Source organism: Serratia nevei (assembly GCF_024160145.1).
In the GTDB taxonomy this organism is placed as follows: Bacteria; Pseudomonadota; Gammaproteobacteria; order Enterobacterales; family Enterobacteriaceae; genus Serratia; species Serratia nevei_A.
Genome location: NZ_JAMYWQ010000043.1, coordinates 22,964 through 39,268, shown reverse-complemented (window position 1 = coordinate 39,268; position 16,305 = coordinate 22,964). Strand labels below are relative to the sequence as shown.

The following is a 16,305-nucleotide window of genomic DNA, read 5'->3' as shown; positions in this document are numbered from 1 at the left end:
CTTTTTCTTCTGGCGCGTTATCGATCTGGTCGAAAGCACGTGCAGAACCGCCGTAGGTTTTAGCCAGTACGGTAGTGATCGCTGCAGTCAGGGTAGTTTTACCGTGGTCAACGTGGCCGATAGTACCAACGTTAACGTGCGGTTTTGTACGTTCAAATTTTTCTTTAGACACGGCTATATTCCTTACTATAGCGCTCTCCCCTTCTGGAGAGAGCACGGGACTTTGGTTTTAACCCTGCGGCTTATTTGCCACGGGCTTCGATTACGGCCTGAGCGACGTTGTTCGGCGCATCATCATACTTCAGGAATTCCATGGTGTATGATGCACGACCTTTAGTCAGAGAACGCAGCTGAGTTGCGTAGCCGAACATTTCGGACAACGGTACTTCAGCGTGGATCTTAACGCCAGTCACTTCAGATTCCTGACCGCGCAGCATGCCGCGACGACGGCTCAAGTCACCGATAACGTCACCGGTGTTCTCTTCTGGAGTCTCAACTTCAACCTTCATGATAGGCTCAAGCAGAACTGGTTTCGCTTTCTTAAAGCCTTCTTTAAAGGCGATAGACGCGGCCAGTTTAAACGCCAGTTCAGAGGAGTCAACGTCGTGGTAAGAACCGAAGTGCAGACGAATACCCATGTCTACAACCGGGTAGCCAGCCAACGGACCAGACTTCAGCTGCTCCTGGATGCCTTTATCAACGGCAGGGATGTATTCGCCAGGAATTACGCCGCCTTTGATGTCGTTGATGAACTCGTAACCTTTCGGGTTAGAGCCCGGCTCCAGTGGGTACATGTCGATCACAACGTGACCGTACTGACCGCGACCACCAGACTGCTTGGCGTGCTTACCTTCAACATCGGTAATCTTCGCGCGAATCGCTTCGCGGTAAGCTACCTGAGGTTTGCCCACGTTAGCTTCAACGTTGAATTCACGCTTCATGCGGTCAACGATGATGTCGAGGTGCAGCTCACCCATACCGGCGATGATGGTCTGGTTAGACTCTTCGTCAGTCCATACGCGGAATGACGGGTCTTCTTTAGCCAGACGGCCCAGAGCCAGACCCATTTTTTCCTGGTCAGCTTTGGTTTTCGGTTCAACGGCGATAGAGATTACCGGCTCAGGGAATTCCATACGCTCCAGGATGATTGGAGAGTCTGGATCACACAGGGTGTCCCCGGTGGTCACGTCTTTCAGACCGATCGCAGCGGCGATGTCGCCTGCGCGAACTTCTTTGATCTCTTCACGCTTGTTGGCGTGCATCTGAACGATACGGCCGAAACGCTCACGCGCAGCCTTAACGGAGTTCAGCACGGTGTCGCCGGAGTTAACAACGCCGGAGTACACGCGGAAGAAGGTCAGGTTACCTACGAACGGGTCGGTAGCGATTTTGAACGCCAGAGCAGAGAACGGCTCGTCATCACTTGCGTGACGCTCAGCCGGAGTGTCTTTACCGTCGTCCAGGATACCGTTGATCGCAGGAACGTCAGTTGGTGCCGGCAGGTATTCGATTACCGCATCCAGCATCGCCTGTACGCCTTTGTTCTTGAACGCAGAACCACAGGTAACCAGGATGATTTCGTTGTTCAGCACGCGCTGACGCAGAGCGGATTTGATTTCTTCCTCGGTCAGCTCTTCGCCGCCCAGGTATTTTTCCATCAGCTCTTCGGAAGCTTCCGCAGCGGACTCGATCAGGTTCTGGCGCCATTCTTCAGCCAGATCCATCATGTCAGCCGGCACGTCTTCGTATTCGAAGGTTACGCCTGCGTCTTCTTCGTTCCAGTTGATCGCCTTCATCTTCACCAGGTCGATAACGCCGGTGAATTTGTCTTCTGCGCCGATAGCCAGCTGCAGAGGAACAGGGTTAGCGCCCAGACGAGATTTGATCTGGCCAACAACTTTCAGGAAGTTAGCACCCATACGGTCCATTTTGTTAACGAACGCGATACGTGGCACTTTGTATTTGTTAGCCTGACGCCATACGGTTTCAGACTGTGGCTGAACACCACCAACAGCACAGTAAACCATTACCGCGCCATCCAGCACACGCATGGAACGTTCTACTTCGATGGTGAAGTCAACGTGCCCTGGGGTGTCGATGATGTTTACGCGATGCGGTTCGAACTGCTTGGCCATACCAGACCAGAAAGCAGTAGTCGCTGCAGAAGTGATGGTAATACCACGCTCCTGCTCCTGTTCCATCCAGTCCATGGTGGCAGCGCCGTCATGAACTTCACCGATTTTGTGGTTTACACCGGTGTAGAACAGAATACGTTCGGTAGTGGTGGTTTTACCGGCGTCGATGTGAGCACTGATACCGATGTTGCGGTAGCGTGCAATGGGTGTTGTACGAGCCATTTGATTCCTCTATTCCTAGGGCGTTCAAGTTCAGTTAACCCAAGCGGGCCGATTTGACGCGCCCGCTTGGTTAGCATGACTACAGCCGGGTGATTACCAGCGGTAGTGGGCGAACGCCTTGTTGGCTTCGGCCATACGGTGAACGTCTTCACGCTTCTTAACAGCAGAACCTTTGTTCTCTGCTGCGTCAGACAGCTCGTTCGCCAGGCGCAGAGCCATGGATTTATCACCGCGTTTACGTGCAGCATCAACGATCCAACGCATTGCCAGAGCATTACGACGAACCGGGCGGACTTCAACTGGTACCTGATAAGTAGAACCGCCAACGCGACGCGACTTAACTTCTACAGTCGGGCGAACGTTGTCGAGAGCGACTTCGAAAGCTTCCAGGTGATCTTTACCAGAACGCTGAGCCAGGGTCTCCAGCGCGGTATAGACGATTGCTTCTGCAGTAGATTTTTTACCGTCTACCATCAGGATATTTACAAATTTGGCCAGCAGCTCAGATCCGAACTTAGGATCTGGCAGGATTTTACGTTGGCCGATTACGCGACGACGTGGCATGGAAATACTCCGTTGTTAATTCAGGATTGTCCAAAACTCTACGAGTTTATTTTGACATTAAAGTTAAAACGTTTGGCCTTACTTAACGGAGAACCATTAAGCCTTTGGCTTCTTCACGCCGTACTTGGAACGAGCTTGCTTACGGTCTTTAACACCGGAGCAGTCAAGTGCACCACGGACGGTGTGGTAACGCACACCTGGCAGGTCTTTTACACGACCGCCACGGATCAGGATTACGGAGTGTTCCTGCAGGTTGTGGCCTTCGCCACCGATGTAGGAAGTCACTTCGAAACCGTTGGTCAAACGCACACGGCAAACTTTACGCAGTGCGGAGTTTGGTTTTTTCGGGGTAGTGGTGTATACGCGGGTGCATACGCCACGTTTCTGCGGGCAGGCTTCCAGCGCTGGAACGTTGCTTTTAGCAGCCTTCACAGAGCGTGGTTTGCGAACCAGCTGGTTAATTGTTGCCATTAAAAAAGCTCCTGGTTTTTGCTTCGTACTAGCTTCGTAAACATGTGATAAATCCCCTCGTATGCACTACTGGCAAAGTACGAGGACGCAGAATTTTATGGCTGACCAGTATGGGTGTCAAGAAATATACAACATCACTCTCATTACCAGGCCATTTGGCTGCGGTGTTGTTCGGTTAATTCAACGAAGTGATTATAGCCGATGACAGTGATTTTGTGCGAAAAATGACCAACCAATCCCCGGGCTTCCAGGTCGTCCTGCAGCGCATAAAGGGATATGGGGGCGGCGAGCAGCAATTCAAGATGGGCGCTGCCGGCAAGGCCTGCAAGCACGCCGTCCTGCAGCAGCAGCAGCGCGTCGCCCTCCGCCGTCAGGCGCAGCAGTGCAGGTAAGTCACATTGGTTTGGCGAATGGCTCAGGGTATACAGCATCAGAGGATCCTAAAACGTCATCACGGCGTCGTAGCCGGCCAGTTCGCGGCGCAGGTCGTCCGGCGCCAGCACTTCCGCATCCAGCACCCAATCGGTCACCTGGCTCAGCCCACGCTCCTGCAGCGAAGCCTGGCACAGATAGCACCGCTCCACGTCATACAGCGGCAGCACGCCGAAGGTGGCGATGTAATTGCGCGCCAAAATCTTTTCCGGTTGCTGGCCCGGCAACAGCTGCAATACGCCATCGCCGACAAAAAACACCCCCAAATTTTCACTGAGCGCCGACGTGGCGAGCAGCGCATCCAGCCCTTCCCTCCCGCCGGCGCCGCCGTGCGGCCCGTGGGTGAAAACAAAAGCGACTCGTTTCATCATATCCTCAGAACTGCACCAGACGGTCGCAACTCAGCGACGCTTCGGCCAGGGAACCCAGCCCGCTCAGGGTAAAACCGGGCTGCAGGTTGGCGCTTGCCAGCCCCTGTTGCGCCGCCTCCTGCTCGTCGGTGACGCCACGGCGCAGCGCAGCAGCAACGCAGACGTTGAGCGCCACGCCGTGTTGCTGTGCCAGCTGCGTCCAGCCGCGCACCAGGTCGAACTCGTCGCTGGCGGGCGCGGTCAGCTGGTTGGCGTTCAACACCCCTTCACGGTAGAAAAAGACGCTGGAAAGCCGGTGCCCTTTCGCCAGCAAAGCCTGAGCGAACTGATAGGCGCTGCTGGCCTGTTGCGTGCCGTAAGCCGGGCCGGTGACCAACAGACAATAATCGAGCATCAACGGTCGCTTCCCAACAGATCGCCGCTCTTGAACTGGCGGATATACAGATAGACGGTGTGTTTGGAGATATTCAGGCGCTCCGCCACCTGGTTAATCGCATCCTTGATGTCGAAGATGCCTTTCTCATAGAGGTTGAGCACCACCTGGCGGTTCTTGGTGTTATTGGACACCGAGCGGTCGGCGTTCACCTCTTCAATGGTGAACTCGAGCGTCTGCGCCACCAGGTCGTCGACGGAAGAAGCGAAATTCACCGACGACGGCACGTCCTGCGTGGCCGGCGGCATAAAGGTCTGCATGATCTGCGAGAACGGCACGTCGAGGTTCATGTTGATGCACAGCAAGCCGATCACCCGCTGCTCGCGATTGCGAATGGCGATGGTCACCGACTTCATCAACACGCCGCTCTTGGCGCGGGTAAAGTAGGCTTTCGATACGCTGCTGTCGTCGCCGGCCATGTCGTGCAGCATGCGCAGCGCAAGATCGGTGATCGGCGAGCCGATTTTACGCCCGGTATGTTCACCGTTGGCGATGCGTACCGCTGAGCTGTTCAGGTCTTCCAGCGCGTGCAGTACGATCTCGCAGTGGCCGCCGATCAACATCGCCAGCCCGTCGACCACCGCTTCATAGGATTTCAGGATTTCATGATCCGTTTGAGTAAACGGACGTTCATTCAGCAAATCAAGTTCGCTGGCTTCGCTGGATAAAAGCGAATTCGACATCGAAGATACCACCCTCATAGATCGCCTGTGCCAGGGGGCGCAGCTAAAACCGCTCGGACCGGCTCGCTGCCGTCGTCGGCACGCCGTCAGGCATCCGCAGCGCGGCTGGCTGAGTTCGGCATCAAACGGCACGACGACATCCGCGGGCGAGGCGGTCGGGAACAATTTTAGGTACACGCCCTAAGGGGCAGACGCATGACTGATAAATCAGAATTATTAGTCTAGCAAAGCGGCCGGAGCAAAGTCCTTGCGTTTGCGCGTGGTATTGACGTTAAGCCCGATGCCCGGCAGGCGTCAAGCGTTCAATGGCGCGAGAGGCGGCGGCGGCCGAAATGAAAACCGCCGCGGAGGGCATCCGCGGCGGTGGCAAACAGAGCGACGAGATTATTTCGCTTTGGCGTCTGCTTTCGCGTCCGCTGGTTTCTCGGCTTTAGCGTCGGCTTTCGGGGCCGCTTTCACGTCCAGCAGCTCAACGTCGAACACCAGCGTGGAGTTAGCCGGGATGCCCGGAACGCCGGTTTTGCCGTAGGCCAGCGCCGGTGGGATCACCAGCTTGATTTTACCGCCTTTCTTGATGTGCTTCAGGCCTTCGGTCCAGCCAGGGATCACACCGTCCAGACGGAACGACAGCGGCTCGCCGCGAGTGTAGGAGTTATCGAACTCGGTACCGTCGGTCAGGGTGCCTTTGTAGTTCACCACCACAGTGTCGCTGTCTTTCGGCGCTTCACCCGCGCCCGGCTTCTCTACCTGGTAGAGCAGGCCGGATTCGGTTTTCTTCACGCCTTTTTCTTTGGCGAAGCTGTCACGGTACTTGGCGCCTTTGGTTTCATTGTCCTTGGCATCCTGCTCCATCTTCGCCTGAGCGGAAGCCTTCACGCGCGCTTCAAAGCCCTGCAGGGTTTTCTCGATGTCGGCGTCGTTCAGCTTGCTCTTGTTGGCGAACGCGTCCTGAACGCCGGCGATCAGCTGATCTTTGTCCAGCTTGATGCCCAGCTTCTCTTGTTCTTTCAGGGAGTTGTCCATGTAACGGCCGAGCGAGGCGCCCAGTGCGTAAGCCGCTTGCTCGTCGTCGTTCTTGAACTTGCCGGTGCTCGGTGCTGCTGCCGCGTCCGCAGGTTTAGCGGCTTCTGCCGGTTGGGCAGCATCGGCTGCCATGGCCTGGGTCGCATTCAGAGCAAAAGCCATGGTGGTTGCCAGAAGCGTGACTTTAAACAAAGATTTCATCCATTTCTCCAGTGTCTGAAGCAATGCCCCAAACAATCATTAGGTAAGATAACCGGGCTACTATAGCTGTCTGAAACAAAACAAAACAGTCGCACAGGTAACCAATCGAGTCAAAGTGTGACTCCCGCTTTGCCAAGAAGTTTCCCGCCGCGTGCTACTCGCATGATAAATCAGATTTTTCTTGCAGAATATTCGGCGAGGTTAGCAAAAAACGGCGTATCGGGCGCGCAGATTTTCAGCACTTTACACTGCCGGTCGCAACGTTGCGCACCGCCCAAAGAAATAGCGCGGGCAAACCCGGCGCCAGCTGTTACCATAGCGCCGAATCAGGATTTTATCGCGTCAGAGGTAACCTCATGCACAACGCCGACATTCAACGCCTGCTACAGCGGCTTGAAGAACTGGAGAGCCGCCAGGCCTTCCAAGAGCTCACCATCGAAGAGCTCAACCAGACCGTCATCCAGCATCAAATGGAAATGCTGAAGATGCGCGAACATCTGCGCATGTTGACCGACAAGCTGCGCTCGACCCAAACCTCGATGATCGCCTCACAATCGGAAGAAACCCCGCCGCCGCACTATTGAGGGTTATTTCAGGCGTGCCAGCCCTGCGACGGCACGCTCGAGATACCGGCGCGGGCACCCCAGGTTGATGCGGATAAAACCGCTCCCCTGCGGGCCGAAACCGCTACCCATCGACGGCGCCAGCTTCGCCACCGCCACCAGCGCCTGCTGCAAGTCAGCATCGTTCAAACCCAGCGCGCGGCAATCCAGCCAGGCGAGATAGGTCCCTTCCGCCCGGGTCATCGTGCACCAGGGCGCGGCCGCCGCCAGCGCCTGCTCAAACCAACGTCGATTCTCCGCCAGGTAGTCGAGCAGCTCATCAAGCCAGGCAGCGCCCCGTTGGTAGGCCGCGGTCGCCGCCGTCATCGACAGCGCGTTGAACACATCCAGCCCGTGGGCGTTCAGCCGATCGACAAACGCCTGCCGAAGCCGGGCGTTGGGGATCAGGAAATTCGAAATGCGCAGTGAGGAAAGGCCGAACGTTTTGCTGGCGGACGTCGCCGCAATCACCCTTTCGCGATATTCCTCGCCCAGATGCAACACCGACGTAAACGTCTCGCCGGGCAGCAGCAGATCGGCCCAAATTTCATCGGAGATCACCGTGACCTCGTGGGCGTGGCAGAGCGCCATGAGCCGCTCCAGTTCCTCGCGGCGCCAGCAACGGCCGGTCGGGTTGTGCGGATTGCACAGCAACAACAGCGGCGGTTTACGCTGCGCCAGGCAGGCGGCCAGCTGGTCGAAATCGATCCGGTATCCCTGCGGGGTTTCCAGCAGCGGGTTTTCAATCACCTCTCTGCCGTTCAGGGTGGTTATCTTGGCGAACGAGCCATAGTACGGCCCCTGCACTACCACGCCGTCCCCCGGCTGGCTGAGCAGTTGGATCAGTATCGCCAACCCCGGTACCACCCCTTCAATCGACGTGAACCACTCGCGCCGCAGCGGCAAATCGTGCCGCTTGGCAAACCAGTCGATCGCCGCCTGATAATAGGCGTCGTCGCGTTCGCTGTAGCCAAAGACGCCGTGGTCCACCCGCTGATGCAGCGCCTGCTGCACCTCTGGCGGGCACGGAAAATCGAAATCGGACACCCACATCGGCAACAGTTCACTGCCGTCCAGCTGCAGATAGCGGTCGATGAAGTCCCACTTCACGGAGCCGGTGTTGTGGCGATCGATGATGGCGTTGAAATGACTCGTCATGTCAGGCTTCCTTACGCTGCAAGTCGTTCTGAGGTTGGAGTTTGGCGATACCGAAGCCGGTGAACCCATAAATCAGGGCGAACACCACCGCTGCATAACATTGGATCGCCCACGGCAGCAGATCGAGGGTGCTGACCCCCAGCGTGGTGGCCATGTAAATGCCGGCGGCCGTCCACGGGATCAGCGGTTCGATGACGGTGCCCGCATCTTCGACGGTGCGCGACAGATTTTTGTTGTCCAGCCCCATGCGCCGATAGGCCCCTTTAAACAGCTCCGCCGGGATCAGCAGCGCCAGCTTGCCGTCGCTGGTCGCGCCGGTCACCAGGAGAGTGGTGGCAACGGTGGCGGCGATCAGCTGGCCGGTGGTGTGCACCACGTTCAGCAGCCGGCTGATGATCACCGTCAGCGCGCCGGTCAGCGTCAGGGCGCCGGCGAAGGAAAAGGCGCAGAACACCAGCAGGATCGTACTCATCATCGAGAACATGCCGCCGCGGTTCAGCAGGCGCGGCACATCGGCGACAATCCCTTCGACGTTATGGCCCTGAGTGGCGAACATCGACAGATTGAAGCCATCCATCAACGCATTCAGCCCCTGCTGCAGGCTAAAGCCCTGCAGCGCGACGCCGATGGCGATCGCCAGCGCGCAGGCGGCCAACATGACGGGGATCACCGGCCGTTTGGTCACCGCGCCCCACAGCACCAGCACCGGCGGCAGGATAAGCAGCAGATTGAAGTGGTACAGCCCCTCGAGCGCGCCGACGATTTCGGTCACTTTTTCCGGCGTTGCCACGCTGCCCACCGCGCCGCTGTGGCCGGCGATCAGGTACACCACGGCGGCCAGCATGAAGCTCGGCAGCGTCGTGTACATCAGATGCTGGATATGGCTGTAGAGATCGGTATCCGCAACGATAGCCGCGAAATTGGTCGAATCGGACAACGGCGAAATTTTGTCGCCGAAGTAAGCGCCGGACACCACCGCCCCGGCCGCGGCGGCCAGCGGCACGTCCAGACCGGCGGCCACGCCCATCAGCGCCACGCCCACGGTGCCAGCCGCTCCCCACGAGGTGCCGGTGCACACCGAGATCACGCTGGTGATGAAGAACGCGGCGATCAGAATGTATTGCGGGCTGATCAGCTTCAGCCCCCAATACACCATGTAAGGGATGGTGCCGCTGATCATCCAGGTGCCGATCAGGCCGCCCACGCAGATCAGGATCAGGATCACCGGCATCGCCTTCGCCAGCTTGGCCACGATGGCCTCGATGATGTCGTCCCAGCGGTAGCCTTGCCACCAGGCCAACGCGGCGGCGATGGCGGCGGAAACCAGCAGCAGCGGTTCAATACGCAGGCCAAACTGGCCATAGCCGATGATGAGCAGCAACAGCATGGCCACAATCGGCAGCGTCGCCAGCCCAAGGTTGAGCGTTTTCTTATTATCCATATACGGCTCCTGTTGAAGATGGGGTACTGCAACAGCGTAATGGCTTCGGTAATCGGAGGATGTGAGCGCAGGCAACCGGCGATGTAATCGGTTTCATGAGGTGGCGTTGTGTGAGCTGTCTCTCATTCGCCGCGCTTGCTTTGCTCATGCGGCTCGCCGTCGGCTACGGAGTCTCGCAGAATAAGTTCAGCCGAAAAGCGGTTGTTCCGTGGTGCAACGTCGCTGCCGCTGTGGATCTGTAGCGCCAGGCGCGCGGCGCGCCGGGCCATTCTCTCGATGGGGTAATGCACGGTGGTCAACGCGGGGTGGAGATACTTCGCCAGGGCAATGTCGTCAAAACCGACGATCGACAGCGCCTCAGGCAGCTGAATGTGCCGTTGGTGGCAGGTGCGCATCATGCCGGCAGCCATCACGTCGTTGAACGTCACTGCGGCGGTGAAGCGTTGATCGCTGGCCAGAACGCGCTCGGCCGCCAGTTCACCCCCTCTCTCGTTAAAGGGCACGCTGATGATCCAGCTGCCGGGCACCTCAATGCCGGCGGCAGCCAGGGCCTTGCGGTAACCCGCTAACCGCTGCGCACGGTCGTCGATCGGCAGATCCGCCGTCACGCAGGCGATCCTTCGATGCCCCTGGCGAATAAGCAGCTCGGTCGCCGCCTGCGCCGCACTCGCGTTGTCGAGCCAGATGCAACGGTTGGCGATGGCGGGCAGACAACGATTGATCAGCACCAGCGCAGGCGTGTGGGCGGCGTAGCGCAGCAGCTCCTCCTCCCCCATGCGCGTGACGTGCGCCACGATGGCTTCGCATCCCTGGTTGATGAGAAAGTCGAGGCCGCTTTTTTCCAGCTCAGCCTGATGCCCGCCGCTGCACAACATCAAACGCACGCCGGCCTGGCGCGTGATGTCTTCCACGCCCCGCGCCAGGCGTGAGAAAAACGGATCGTCGAGGTTGCCGGTCAGCAACCCCAGCATAGTGCCGCTTCTTTTCGCCAGCGCCAGTGCGGCGGCGTTGCGGTGGTAGTTAAACTCGCGCATCGCTTTCTCGACGCGTTCGCGGGTCACCGGTTCAACGTAGGCGGTATTATTGATCACCCGGCTGACGGTGGCCGTGGAAACGCCGGCGCGCCGCGCAACGTCTTTCATGGTGGCCATGGCATGTCCTGTTGTGCCGTTCGGCGCCCGGTGCGCCGCGCATAAAAAAGGGCAGCCGATGGCCGCCCTCTTGTCTCGTCACTGCGCTCTGCTTAGTGGCAGCCGCAGCCGCCGTTACCGCAACCGCCTTTACCGTGGTCGTGACCATGGTCGTGATCGTGGCTGTGGCCGTGACCACCGCAGCAGCCTTCACCGTGTTCGTGGTGATGGTCGTGCTCGCCGTGTACGTGGCCGTGCGCCAGTTCTTCTTCGGTCGCTTCGCGGATCGCGACAACTTCCACGTTGAAGTTCAGGTTTTGGCCGGCCAGCATGTGGTTGCCGTCAACCACCACGTGGTCGCCGTCAACTTCGGTGATTTCAACCGGTACCGGGCCCTGATCGGTGTCAGCCAGGAAACGCATGCCGACCTGCAGTTCGTCAACGCCCATGAAGACGTCTTTCGGTACGCGCTGCACCAGGTTTTCGTCGTAGTTGCCGTACGCGTCGTTCGCGCCGACGTGAACGTCAAAACGATCGCCAACGTCGTGGCCTTCGAGTGCTTTTTCCAGACCTGCGATCAGAGAACCATGCCCGTGCAGATAGTCCAGCGGTGCGCTCACCGGAGACTCATCAACCAAAACACCGTCTTCTGTACGTACTTGGTAAGCCAGGCTGACCACCAAGTCTTTTGCTACTTTCATGATATCTCCTACCGTTGGCTACTAGGACGCACACCGTTATCGGGATGCGCGCCTTTTCCGGACAGATTGTAACGGAAATCTGCCCCGCTGTACCCTCCGGGATAAAAAAACGCTACTTCGGCTGGAAAATGCCGATCACCTGCTCTTGCGGGCGAACGTGTTTTTCCACCTGTTGTTCGGTCTGGCGCTGATGGTGGCCGCACTTGACGCACTCCACCACTTCCACCTGATCCTCCCGCCATACCGCCAGCGTATCCATGGCGCTACAGCTCGGGCACACCGCCCCGGCGATAAATCTCTTACGTGTTGCAGACATCGTTATGCTCCCGCTTATTCGTATTCGTCCCAGCCGTCGAACTGGCGGCTTTCTTTTTGCATTTCGCGATGGAACAGCTCTTCCAGCTCGCGCCGCGCCTCTTTGACGCGGGAAATTTGCGCCACGTCGCCCTGATGCGGCGGCATCAGTTCACGCAGCATGCGCATATCCAGGCGGCGGAAATGCTGCTGGGCACGGAAGGCCTGATGCGGATGCATGCCCAACTCCATCAGCGCCTTGCGCCCCAGTTCCAGCGCGCTGGAGAAGGTTTCGCGGCTGAACTGTTTCACCCCCGCCTGCAGCAACTCGTGCGCCTCCACGCGGCCGCGCGCCCGCGCCAGAATGCTCAGGTTCGGGAAGTGCTGCTGGCACAGCCGCACGATCTCCATGGTGTCTTCCGGCTCGTTGCAGGTGATCACGATCGACTTGGCCTTCTCGGCGCCCGCCGCGCGCAGCAGCTCCAGCTCGGTGGCGTCGCCGTAATAGACCTTGTAGCCGTAGCGCCGCAGTACGCCAACGGCGCTGACGTCGCGCTCCAGTACGGTAATGCGCATTTTGTTGGCCATCAACAGGCGGCCAATCACCTGGCCGAATCGCCCGAAGCCGACGATGATCACCTGCGGGTCGTCATCTTCCACGTACGGCGTCTCCTCGTCTTCGTCTTTGGCGTTATAGCGGCGCGCCAAAATGCGGTCGATGGCCTGCATCAGCAGCGGCGTGGTCATCATCGACAGCGTCACCACCACCAGCAACAAAGAGAGTTGATCCGGCTGCAGCACCTTTTGGGCACCCGCCGCCGAAAACAGCACGAAGGCAAACTCACCGCCCTGGCTGAGCACCCCGGCGAACTGCAGGCGCACCGAACTGCGCAGGCCGAACAGGCGCGACACGCCGTAGAGCACGCCGGATTTGACCGTCACCAGTGCCAGCACGCCGATCAACACCTCGGCCAGATGGGTGTAGAGCACGCCGATATTCAACACCATGCCCACCGAGATAAAGAACAGCCCCAGCAGCAGCCCTTTAAACGGCTCGATGGAAATTTCCAGCTCGTGGCGGTATTCGCTCTCCGCCAGCAGCACGCCGGCAATGAAGGTGCCGAGCGCCATCGACAGGCCGAGCGCTTCCATAAACAGCGCCGAGCCGAGCACCAGCAACAGCGCCGCGGCGGTGAAGATCTCGCGCACGCCGGAAGCGGCGATATAGCGGAACAGCGGCCGCAGCAGGAAGCGGCCGCCGATCAGCATGCCGCCGAACGCCGCCACCTTGAGCGCGATCTTCGCCCAGTCGTCGCTGGTGCCGCCCGCACCGGCCAGAATCGGAATCAGCGCCAGCGCCGGGATCACCGCCATATCCTGGAACAACAGCACCGAGAAGCCGAGCTGCCCCCCTTCGTTGCGGTTCATGCCCTTCTCGCGCATCAGCTGCAGCGCCATGGCGGTGGAAGACATCGCCAGGCCGACGCCGCCGATCACCGCCGCCTGCCAGGCGAAGTGCGACAGGTACAGCAACGCGCCCAGCACCGCCGCGGTGATCAACACCTGACCGGCGCCGGCGCCGAAGATCGAGCGCCGCAGCTCCCACAGTTTGCTGGGGTTCAGCTCCAGGCCGATGATAAACATCAGGAACACCACACCCAGCTCAGAGAAGTGCAGGATCTCGTCGACGTCGCGAATGAAGCCCAATCCCCAGGGGCCGATGGCGATGCCGGCGATCAGATAGCCCAGCACCGCGCCGATCCCCAGGCGACGGGCGATCGGCACCGTCACCACCGCGGCGAACAGGAACAGTAAAATGGCGGTCAGTAAGGTCGATCCTTCCATGCTCACCGCCCTCCGCGCGGCAGCGGGTGGCTCAGCCAGTCGCCGTAGGCGTCCGCATGGCTGCGCAGCACCTCCGGCTTTTGCCGCCGCGCCCAATACACCACGAACGGCGTCAGCCAATGCATATGACACATCCCGGCGGTCAGCTCGAACGGCCGCAGAATATCTTCCATCGGGTAGTGGTTATAACCGCCGGTGCGGTAGGCGCCTTCCGGTTCGCCGGTGGTGATCACCGAACGCCAGTATTTGCCCGCCAGCGCATTGCCGCCCACGCCGCTGGCAAAGCCGCGCGACAGCACGCGATCCAGCCACTCCTTCAGCAGCGCCGGGCAGCTGTAGGTATACAGAGGGTGTTGAAACACGATGACCTGATGCTCACGCAGCAACTGTTGTTCGTGATGGATATCGATAAAAAAATCAGGGTAGTGCGCGTAGAGATCGTGCACGGTGACATGTTCCAACTGCTGCGCCGGTCGAAGCAAAACCCGGTTCGCCACCGAGTCATGGGATTCCGGATGGGCATACAGCAGCAAGACCTTGGGCGGCTGCGACATCATTCCCCTCCAAAGCGTCGTCAGGGTAGCGGTTTTCCGTTACCATGCATCGCAAAGACAAAAACAGCGCGCGGTGCGCGTTCTGTTACCTTAATGATAATTTAACATACTCTGAACATACGGCGCTTTATGATTGTATTCTCCTCGCTACAAATCCGACGCGGCATCCGCGTCCTGCTGGACAACGCCACGGCGACGGTTAATCCAGGTCAGAAGGTCGGCCTGGTGGGCAAAAACGGCTGCGGCAAATCCACGCTGCTGTCGCTGCTGAAGGGCGAGATCGCGGCGGACGGCGGCAGCTTTACCTTCCCCGGCAACTGGGCGCTGGCCTGGGTCAACCAGGAGACGCCGGCGCTGGACGTAGCGGCGATCGAGTATGTTATCGACGGCGACCGCGAGTTTCGCCAGCTCGAAGCCGAATTGCAGGTGGCCAACGATCGCAACGACGGCCACGCCATCGCCACCCTGCACGGCAAGCTGGACGCCATCGACGCCTGGACCATCCGCTCCCGCGCCGCCAGCCTGCTGCACGGCCTCGGCTTTTCCAACGAACAGCTGCAAAGCCCGGTGCGCGACTTCTCCGGCGGCTGGCGCATGCGCCTCAACCTGACGCAGGCGCTGGTGTGCCGTTCCGACCTGCTGCTGCTCGACGAACCGACCAACCACCTGGATCTCGATGCGGTGATCTGGCTGGAGCGCTGGTTGAAAAGCTATCCCGGCACGCTGGTGCTGATCTCGCACGACCGCGACTTCCTCGATCCCATCGTCGACAAGATCCTGCATATCGAACAGCAGACGATGAATGAATACACCGGTAACTATTCGTCGTTCGAACGCCAGCGTGCCACCAAGCTGGCGCAGCAGCAGTCGCTGTATCAGCACCAGCAAGAGAAAGTGGCGCACCTGCAAAGCTATATCGACCGTTTCCGCGCGCAGGCCACCAAGGCCAAGCAGGCGCAGAGCCGCATCAAGATGCTGGAGCGCATGGAACTGATCGCCCCGGCACACGTCGACAACCCGTTCACCTTCAGCTTCCGTCCGCCGGAAAGCCTGCCGAACCCGCTGCTGCGCATGGACAAAGTCAGCGCCGGGTATGGCGATAAAGTGATCCTGAAGTCAATCAAGCTGAACCTGGTGCCCGGCTCGCGCATTGGCCTGCTCGGCCGCAACGGCGCCGGTAAATCGACGCTGATCAAACTGCTGGCCGGCACCCTGGAACCGCTGAGCGGCGAGATAGGCCTGGCGAAAGGCATCAAGCTGGGTTACTTCGCCCAGCACCAGCTGGAATTCCTGCGCGCCGACGAATCGCCGCTGCAGCACCTGAGCCGCATCGCCCCACGGGTGCTGGAGCAGCAGCTGCGCGACTATCTGGGCGGTTTCGGTTTCCAGGGCGACAAGGTCAGCGAAGTGACCGAACGTTTCTCCGGCGGCGAGAAGGCGCGGCTGGTGCTGGCGCTGATCGTCTGGCAGCGCCCTAACCTGCTGCTGCTCGATGAACCGACCAACCACCTGGATCTCGACATGCGTCAGGCGCTGACCGAAGCGCTGATCGATTTCGAAGGTGCGTTGGTGGTGGTCTCGCACGACCGTCACCTGCTGCGCTCCACCACCGACGATCTGTACCTGGTGCACGACGGCCAGGTCGAGCCTTTCGAGGGCGATCTCGACGACTACCAGCAGTGGCTTGTCGACCTGCAGCGCCAGGAAAGCCAGCAGGACGCACCGGAAAAAGAGAGCGGCGGCAACAGCGCGCAGGCGCGCAAGGATCAAAAACGCCGCGAGGCGGAGTTCCGTACGCAGACCCAGCCGCTGCGCAAGCAGATCGCCAAGCTGGAACAGCAGATGGAAAAACTGGGCGCCGAACTGGCGGCGGTGGAGGAACAGCTGGCGGATTCCGCACTGTACGATATCAGCCGCAAGGCCGAGTTGACCGACTGCCTGCAAAAGCAAAGCCAGGCCAAATCCGCGCTGGAAGAGACGGAAATGACCTGGCTGGATGCGCAGGAACAGCTGGAACAGTTAACGCAGGCGTTCGAAGCCTAAGC

At 59.3% G+C, this 16,305-nt stretch carries 18 protein-coding genes; 2 read left to right on the top strand and 16 right to left on the bottom strand.

Going from position 1 to position 16,305, the window contains the following annotated elements; translation table 11 throughout:
- The 9 genes from M6G53_RS21795 to fkpA all read right to left on the bottom strand — a co-directional run.
- Window positions 1-172: GTP-binding protein (locus tag M6G53_RS21795; RefSeq protein ID WP_227255718.1), on the bottom strand; the 172-nt coding region annotated here is incomplete at its 3' end.
- A 70-nt stretch (window positions 173-242) separates the two neighbouring features.
- On the bottom strand, window positions 243-2,357 hold the full coding sequence (fusA, locus tag M6G53_RS21790; RefSeq protein WP_028127620.1) for an elongation factor G: 2,115 nt from the start codon (window positions 2,355-2,357) through the stop codon (window positions 243-245).
- Between the two features lie 93 nt (window positions 2,358-2,450).
- The gene (gene rpsG / locus M6G53_RS21785) at window positions 2,451-2,921 is read right to left on the bottom strand and encodes a 30S ribosomal protein S7 (protein WP_004956203.1); all 471 of its coding nucleotides are present in this window, start codon (window positions 2,919-2,921) and stop codon (window positions 2,451-2,453) included.
- Window positions 2,922-3,017: 96 nt separating this feature from the next.
- Complete coding sequence (rpsL, locus tag M6G53_RS21780; RefSeq protein ID WP_004930426.1) at window positions 3,018-3,392, bottom strand: 30S ribosomal protein S12; 375 nt, start codon at window positions 3,390-3,392, stop codon at window positions 3,018-3,020.
- A gap of 143 nt (window positions 3,393-3,535) precedes the next feature.
- Complete coding sequence (gene tusB / locus M6G53_RS21775) at window positions 3,536-3,823, bottom strand: sulfurtransferase complex subunit TusB (protein WP_253334445.1); 288 nt, start codon at window positions 3,821-3,823, stop codon at window positions 3,536-3,538.
- A gap of 9 nt (window positions 3,824-3,832) precedes the next feature.
- Window positions 3,833-4,192: a sulfurtransferase complex subunit TusC gene (tusC, locus tag M6G53_RS21770; protein WP_253334449.1), complete on the bottom strand. Its 360-nt coding sequence runs from the start codon at window positions 4,190-4,192 to the stop codon at window positions 3,833-3,835.
- A 7-nt stretch (window positions 4,193-4,199) separates the two neighbouring features.
- Complete coding sequence (gene tusD, locus M6G53_RS21765) at window positions 4,200-4,589, bottom strand: sulfurtransferase complex subunit TusD (protein WP_033636259.1); 390 nt, start codon at window positions 4,587-4,589, stop codon at window positions 4,200-4,202.
- The gene (locus tag M6G53_RS21760) at window positions 4,589-5,311 is read right to left on the bottom strand and encodes a helix-turn-helix transcriptional regulator (RefSeq protein WP_253334443.1); all 723 of its coding nucleotides are present in this window, start codon (window positions 5,309-5,311) and stop codon (window positions 4,589-4,591) included. The genes tusD and M6G53_RS21760 overlap by 1 nt, the downstream gene beginning before the upstream one ends.
- Window positions 5,312-5,695: 384 nt before the next feature.
- Window positions 5,696-6,535, bottom strand: a complete 840-nt coding sequence (gene fkpA, locus M6G53_RS21755) for an FKBP-type peptidyl-prolyl cis-trans isomerase (protein WP_253334442.1) — start codon at window positions 6,533-6,535, stop codon at window positions 5,696-5,698.
- A gap of 356 nt (window positions 6,536-6,891) precedes the next feature.
- Between fkpA and M6G53_RS21750 the strand changes: the two genes are divergently transcribed.
- Complete coding sequence (locus M6G53_RS21750) at window positions 6,892-7,119, top strand: SlyX family protein (RefSeq protein ID WP_004930414.1); 228 nt, start codon at window positions 6,892-6,894, stop codon at window positions 7,117-7,119.
- A gap of 3 nt (window positions 7,120-7,122) precedes the next feature.
- Here the strand turns inward: M6G53_RS21750 and M6G53_RS21745 are convergent, their stop codons facing one another.
- The 7 genes from M6G53_RS21745 to kefG all read right to left on the bottom strand — a co-directional run bounded on the left by M6G53_RS21745 (window position 7,123) and on the right by kefG (window position 14,260).
- Window positions 7,123-8,295: a MalY/PatB family protein gene (locus M6G53_RS21745; protein ID WP_253334440.1), complete on the bottom strand. Its 1,173-nt coding sequence runs from the start codon at window positions 8,293-8,295 to the stop codon at window positions 7,123-7,125.
- A gap of 1 nt (window position 8,296) precedes the next feature.
- The gene (gene nhaC / locus M6G53_RS21740; RefSeq protein ID WP_253334438.1) at window positions 8,297-9,736 is read right to left on the bottom strand and encodes a Na+/H+ antiporter NhaC; all 1,440 of its coding nucleotides are present in this window, start codon (window positions 9,734-9,736) and stop codon (window positions 8,297-8,299) included.
- 122 nt (window positions 9,737-9,858) lie between these two features.
- On the bottom strand, window positions 9,859-10,887 hold the full coding sequence (locus tag M6G53_RS21735) for a LacI family DNA-binding transcriptional regulator (protein ID WP_253334436.1): 1,029 nt from the start codon (window positions 10,885-10,887) through the stop codon (window positions 9,859-9,861).
- A 92-nt stretch (window positions 10,888-10,979) separates the two neighbouring features.
- Window positions 10,980-11,567: a peptidylprolyl isomerase gene (slyD, locus tag M6G53_RS21730; protein ID WP_038878063.1), complete on the bottom strand. Its 588-nt coding sequence runs from the start codon at window positions 11,565-11,567 to the stop codon at window positions 10,980-10,982.
- Window positions 11,568-11,679: 112 nt separating this feature from the next.
- Complete coding sequence (locus M6G53_RS21725) at window positions 11,680-11,883, bottom strand: YheV family putative zinc ribbon protein (RefSeq protein ID WP_015379274.1); 204 nt, start codon at window positions 11,881-11,883, stop codon at window positions 11,680-11,682.
- Window positions 11,884-11,897: 14 nt separating this feature from the next.
- Window positions 11,898-13,706: a glutathione-regulated potassium-efflux system protein KefB gene (gene kefB / locus M6G53_RS21720; RefSeq protein WP_253334434.1), complete on the bottom strand. Its 1,809-nt coding sequence runs from the start codon at window positions 13,704-13,706 to the stop codon at window positions 11,898-11,900.
- Between the two features lie 2 nt (window positions 13,707-13,708).
- The gene (kefG, locus tag M6G53_RS21715; protein ID WP_253334447.1) at window positions 13,709-14,260 is read right to left on the bottom strand and encodes a glutathione-regulated potassium-efflux system ancillary protein KefG; all 552 of its coding nucleotides are present in this window, start codon (window positions 14,258-14,260) and stop codon (window positions 13,709-13,711) included.
- A 129-nt stretch (window positions 14,261-14,389) separates the two neighbouring features.
- Between kefG and M6G53_RS21710 the strand changes: the two genes are divergently transcribed.
- Complete coding sequence (locus M6G53_RS21710) at window positions 14,390-16,303, top strand: ABC transporter ATP-binding protein (RefSeq protein WP_253334432.1); 1,914 nt, start codon at window positions 14,390-14,392, stop codon at window positions 16,301-16,303.
- Window positions 16,304-16,305: the final 2 nt, after the last annotated feature.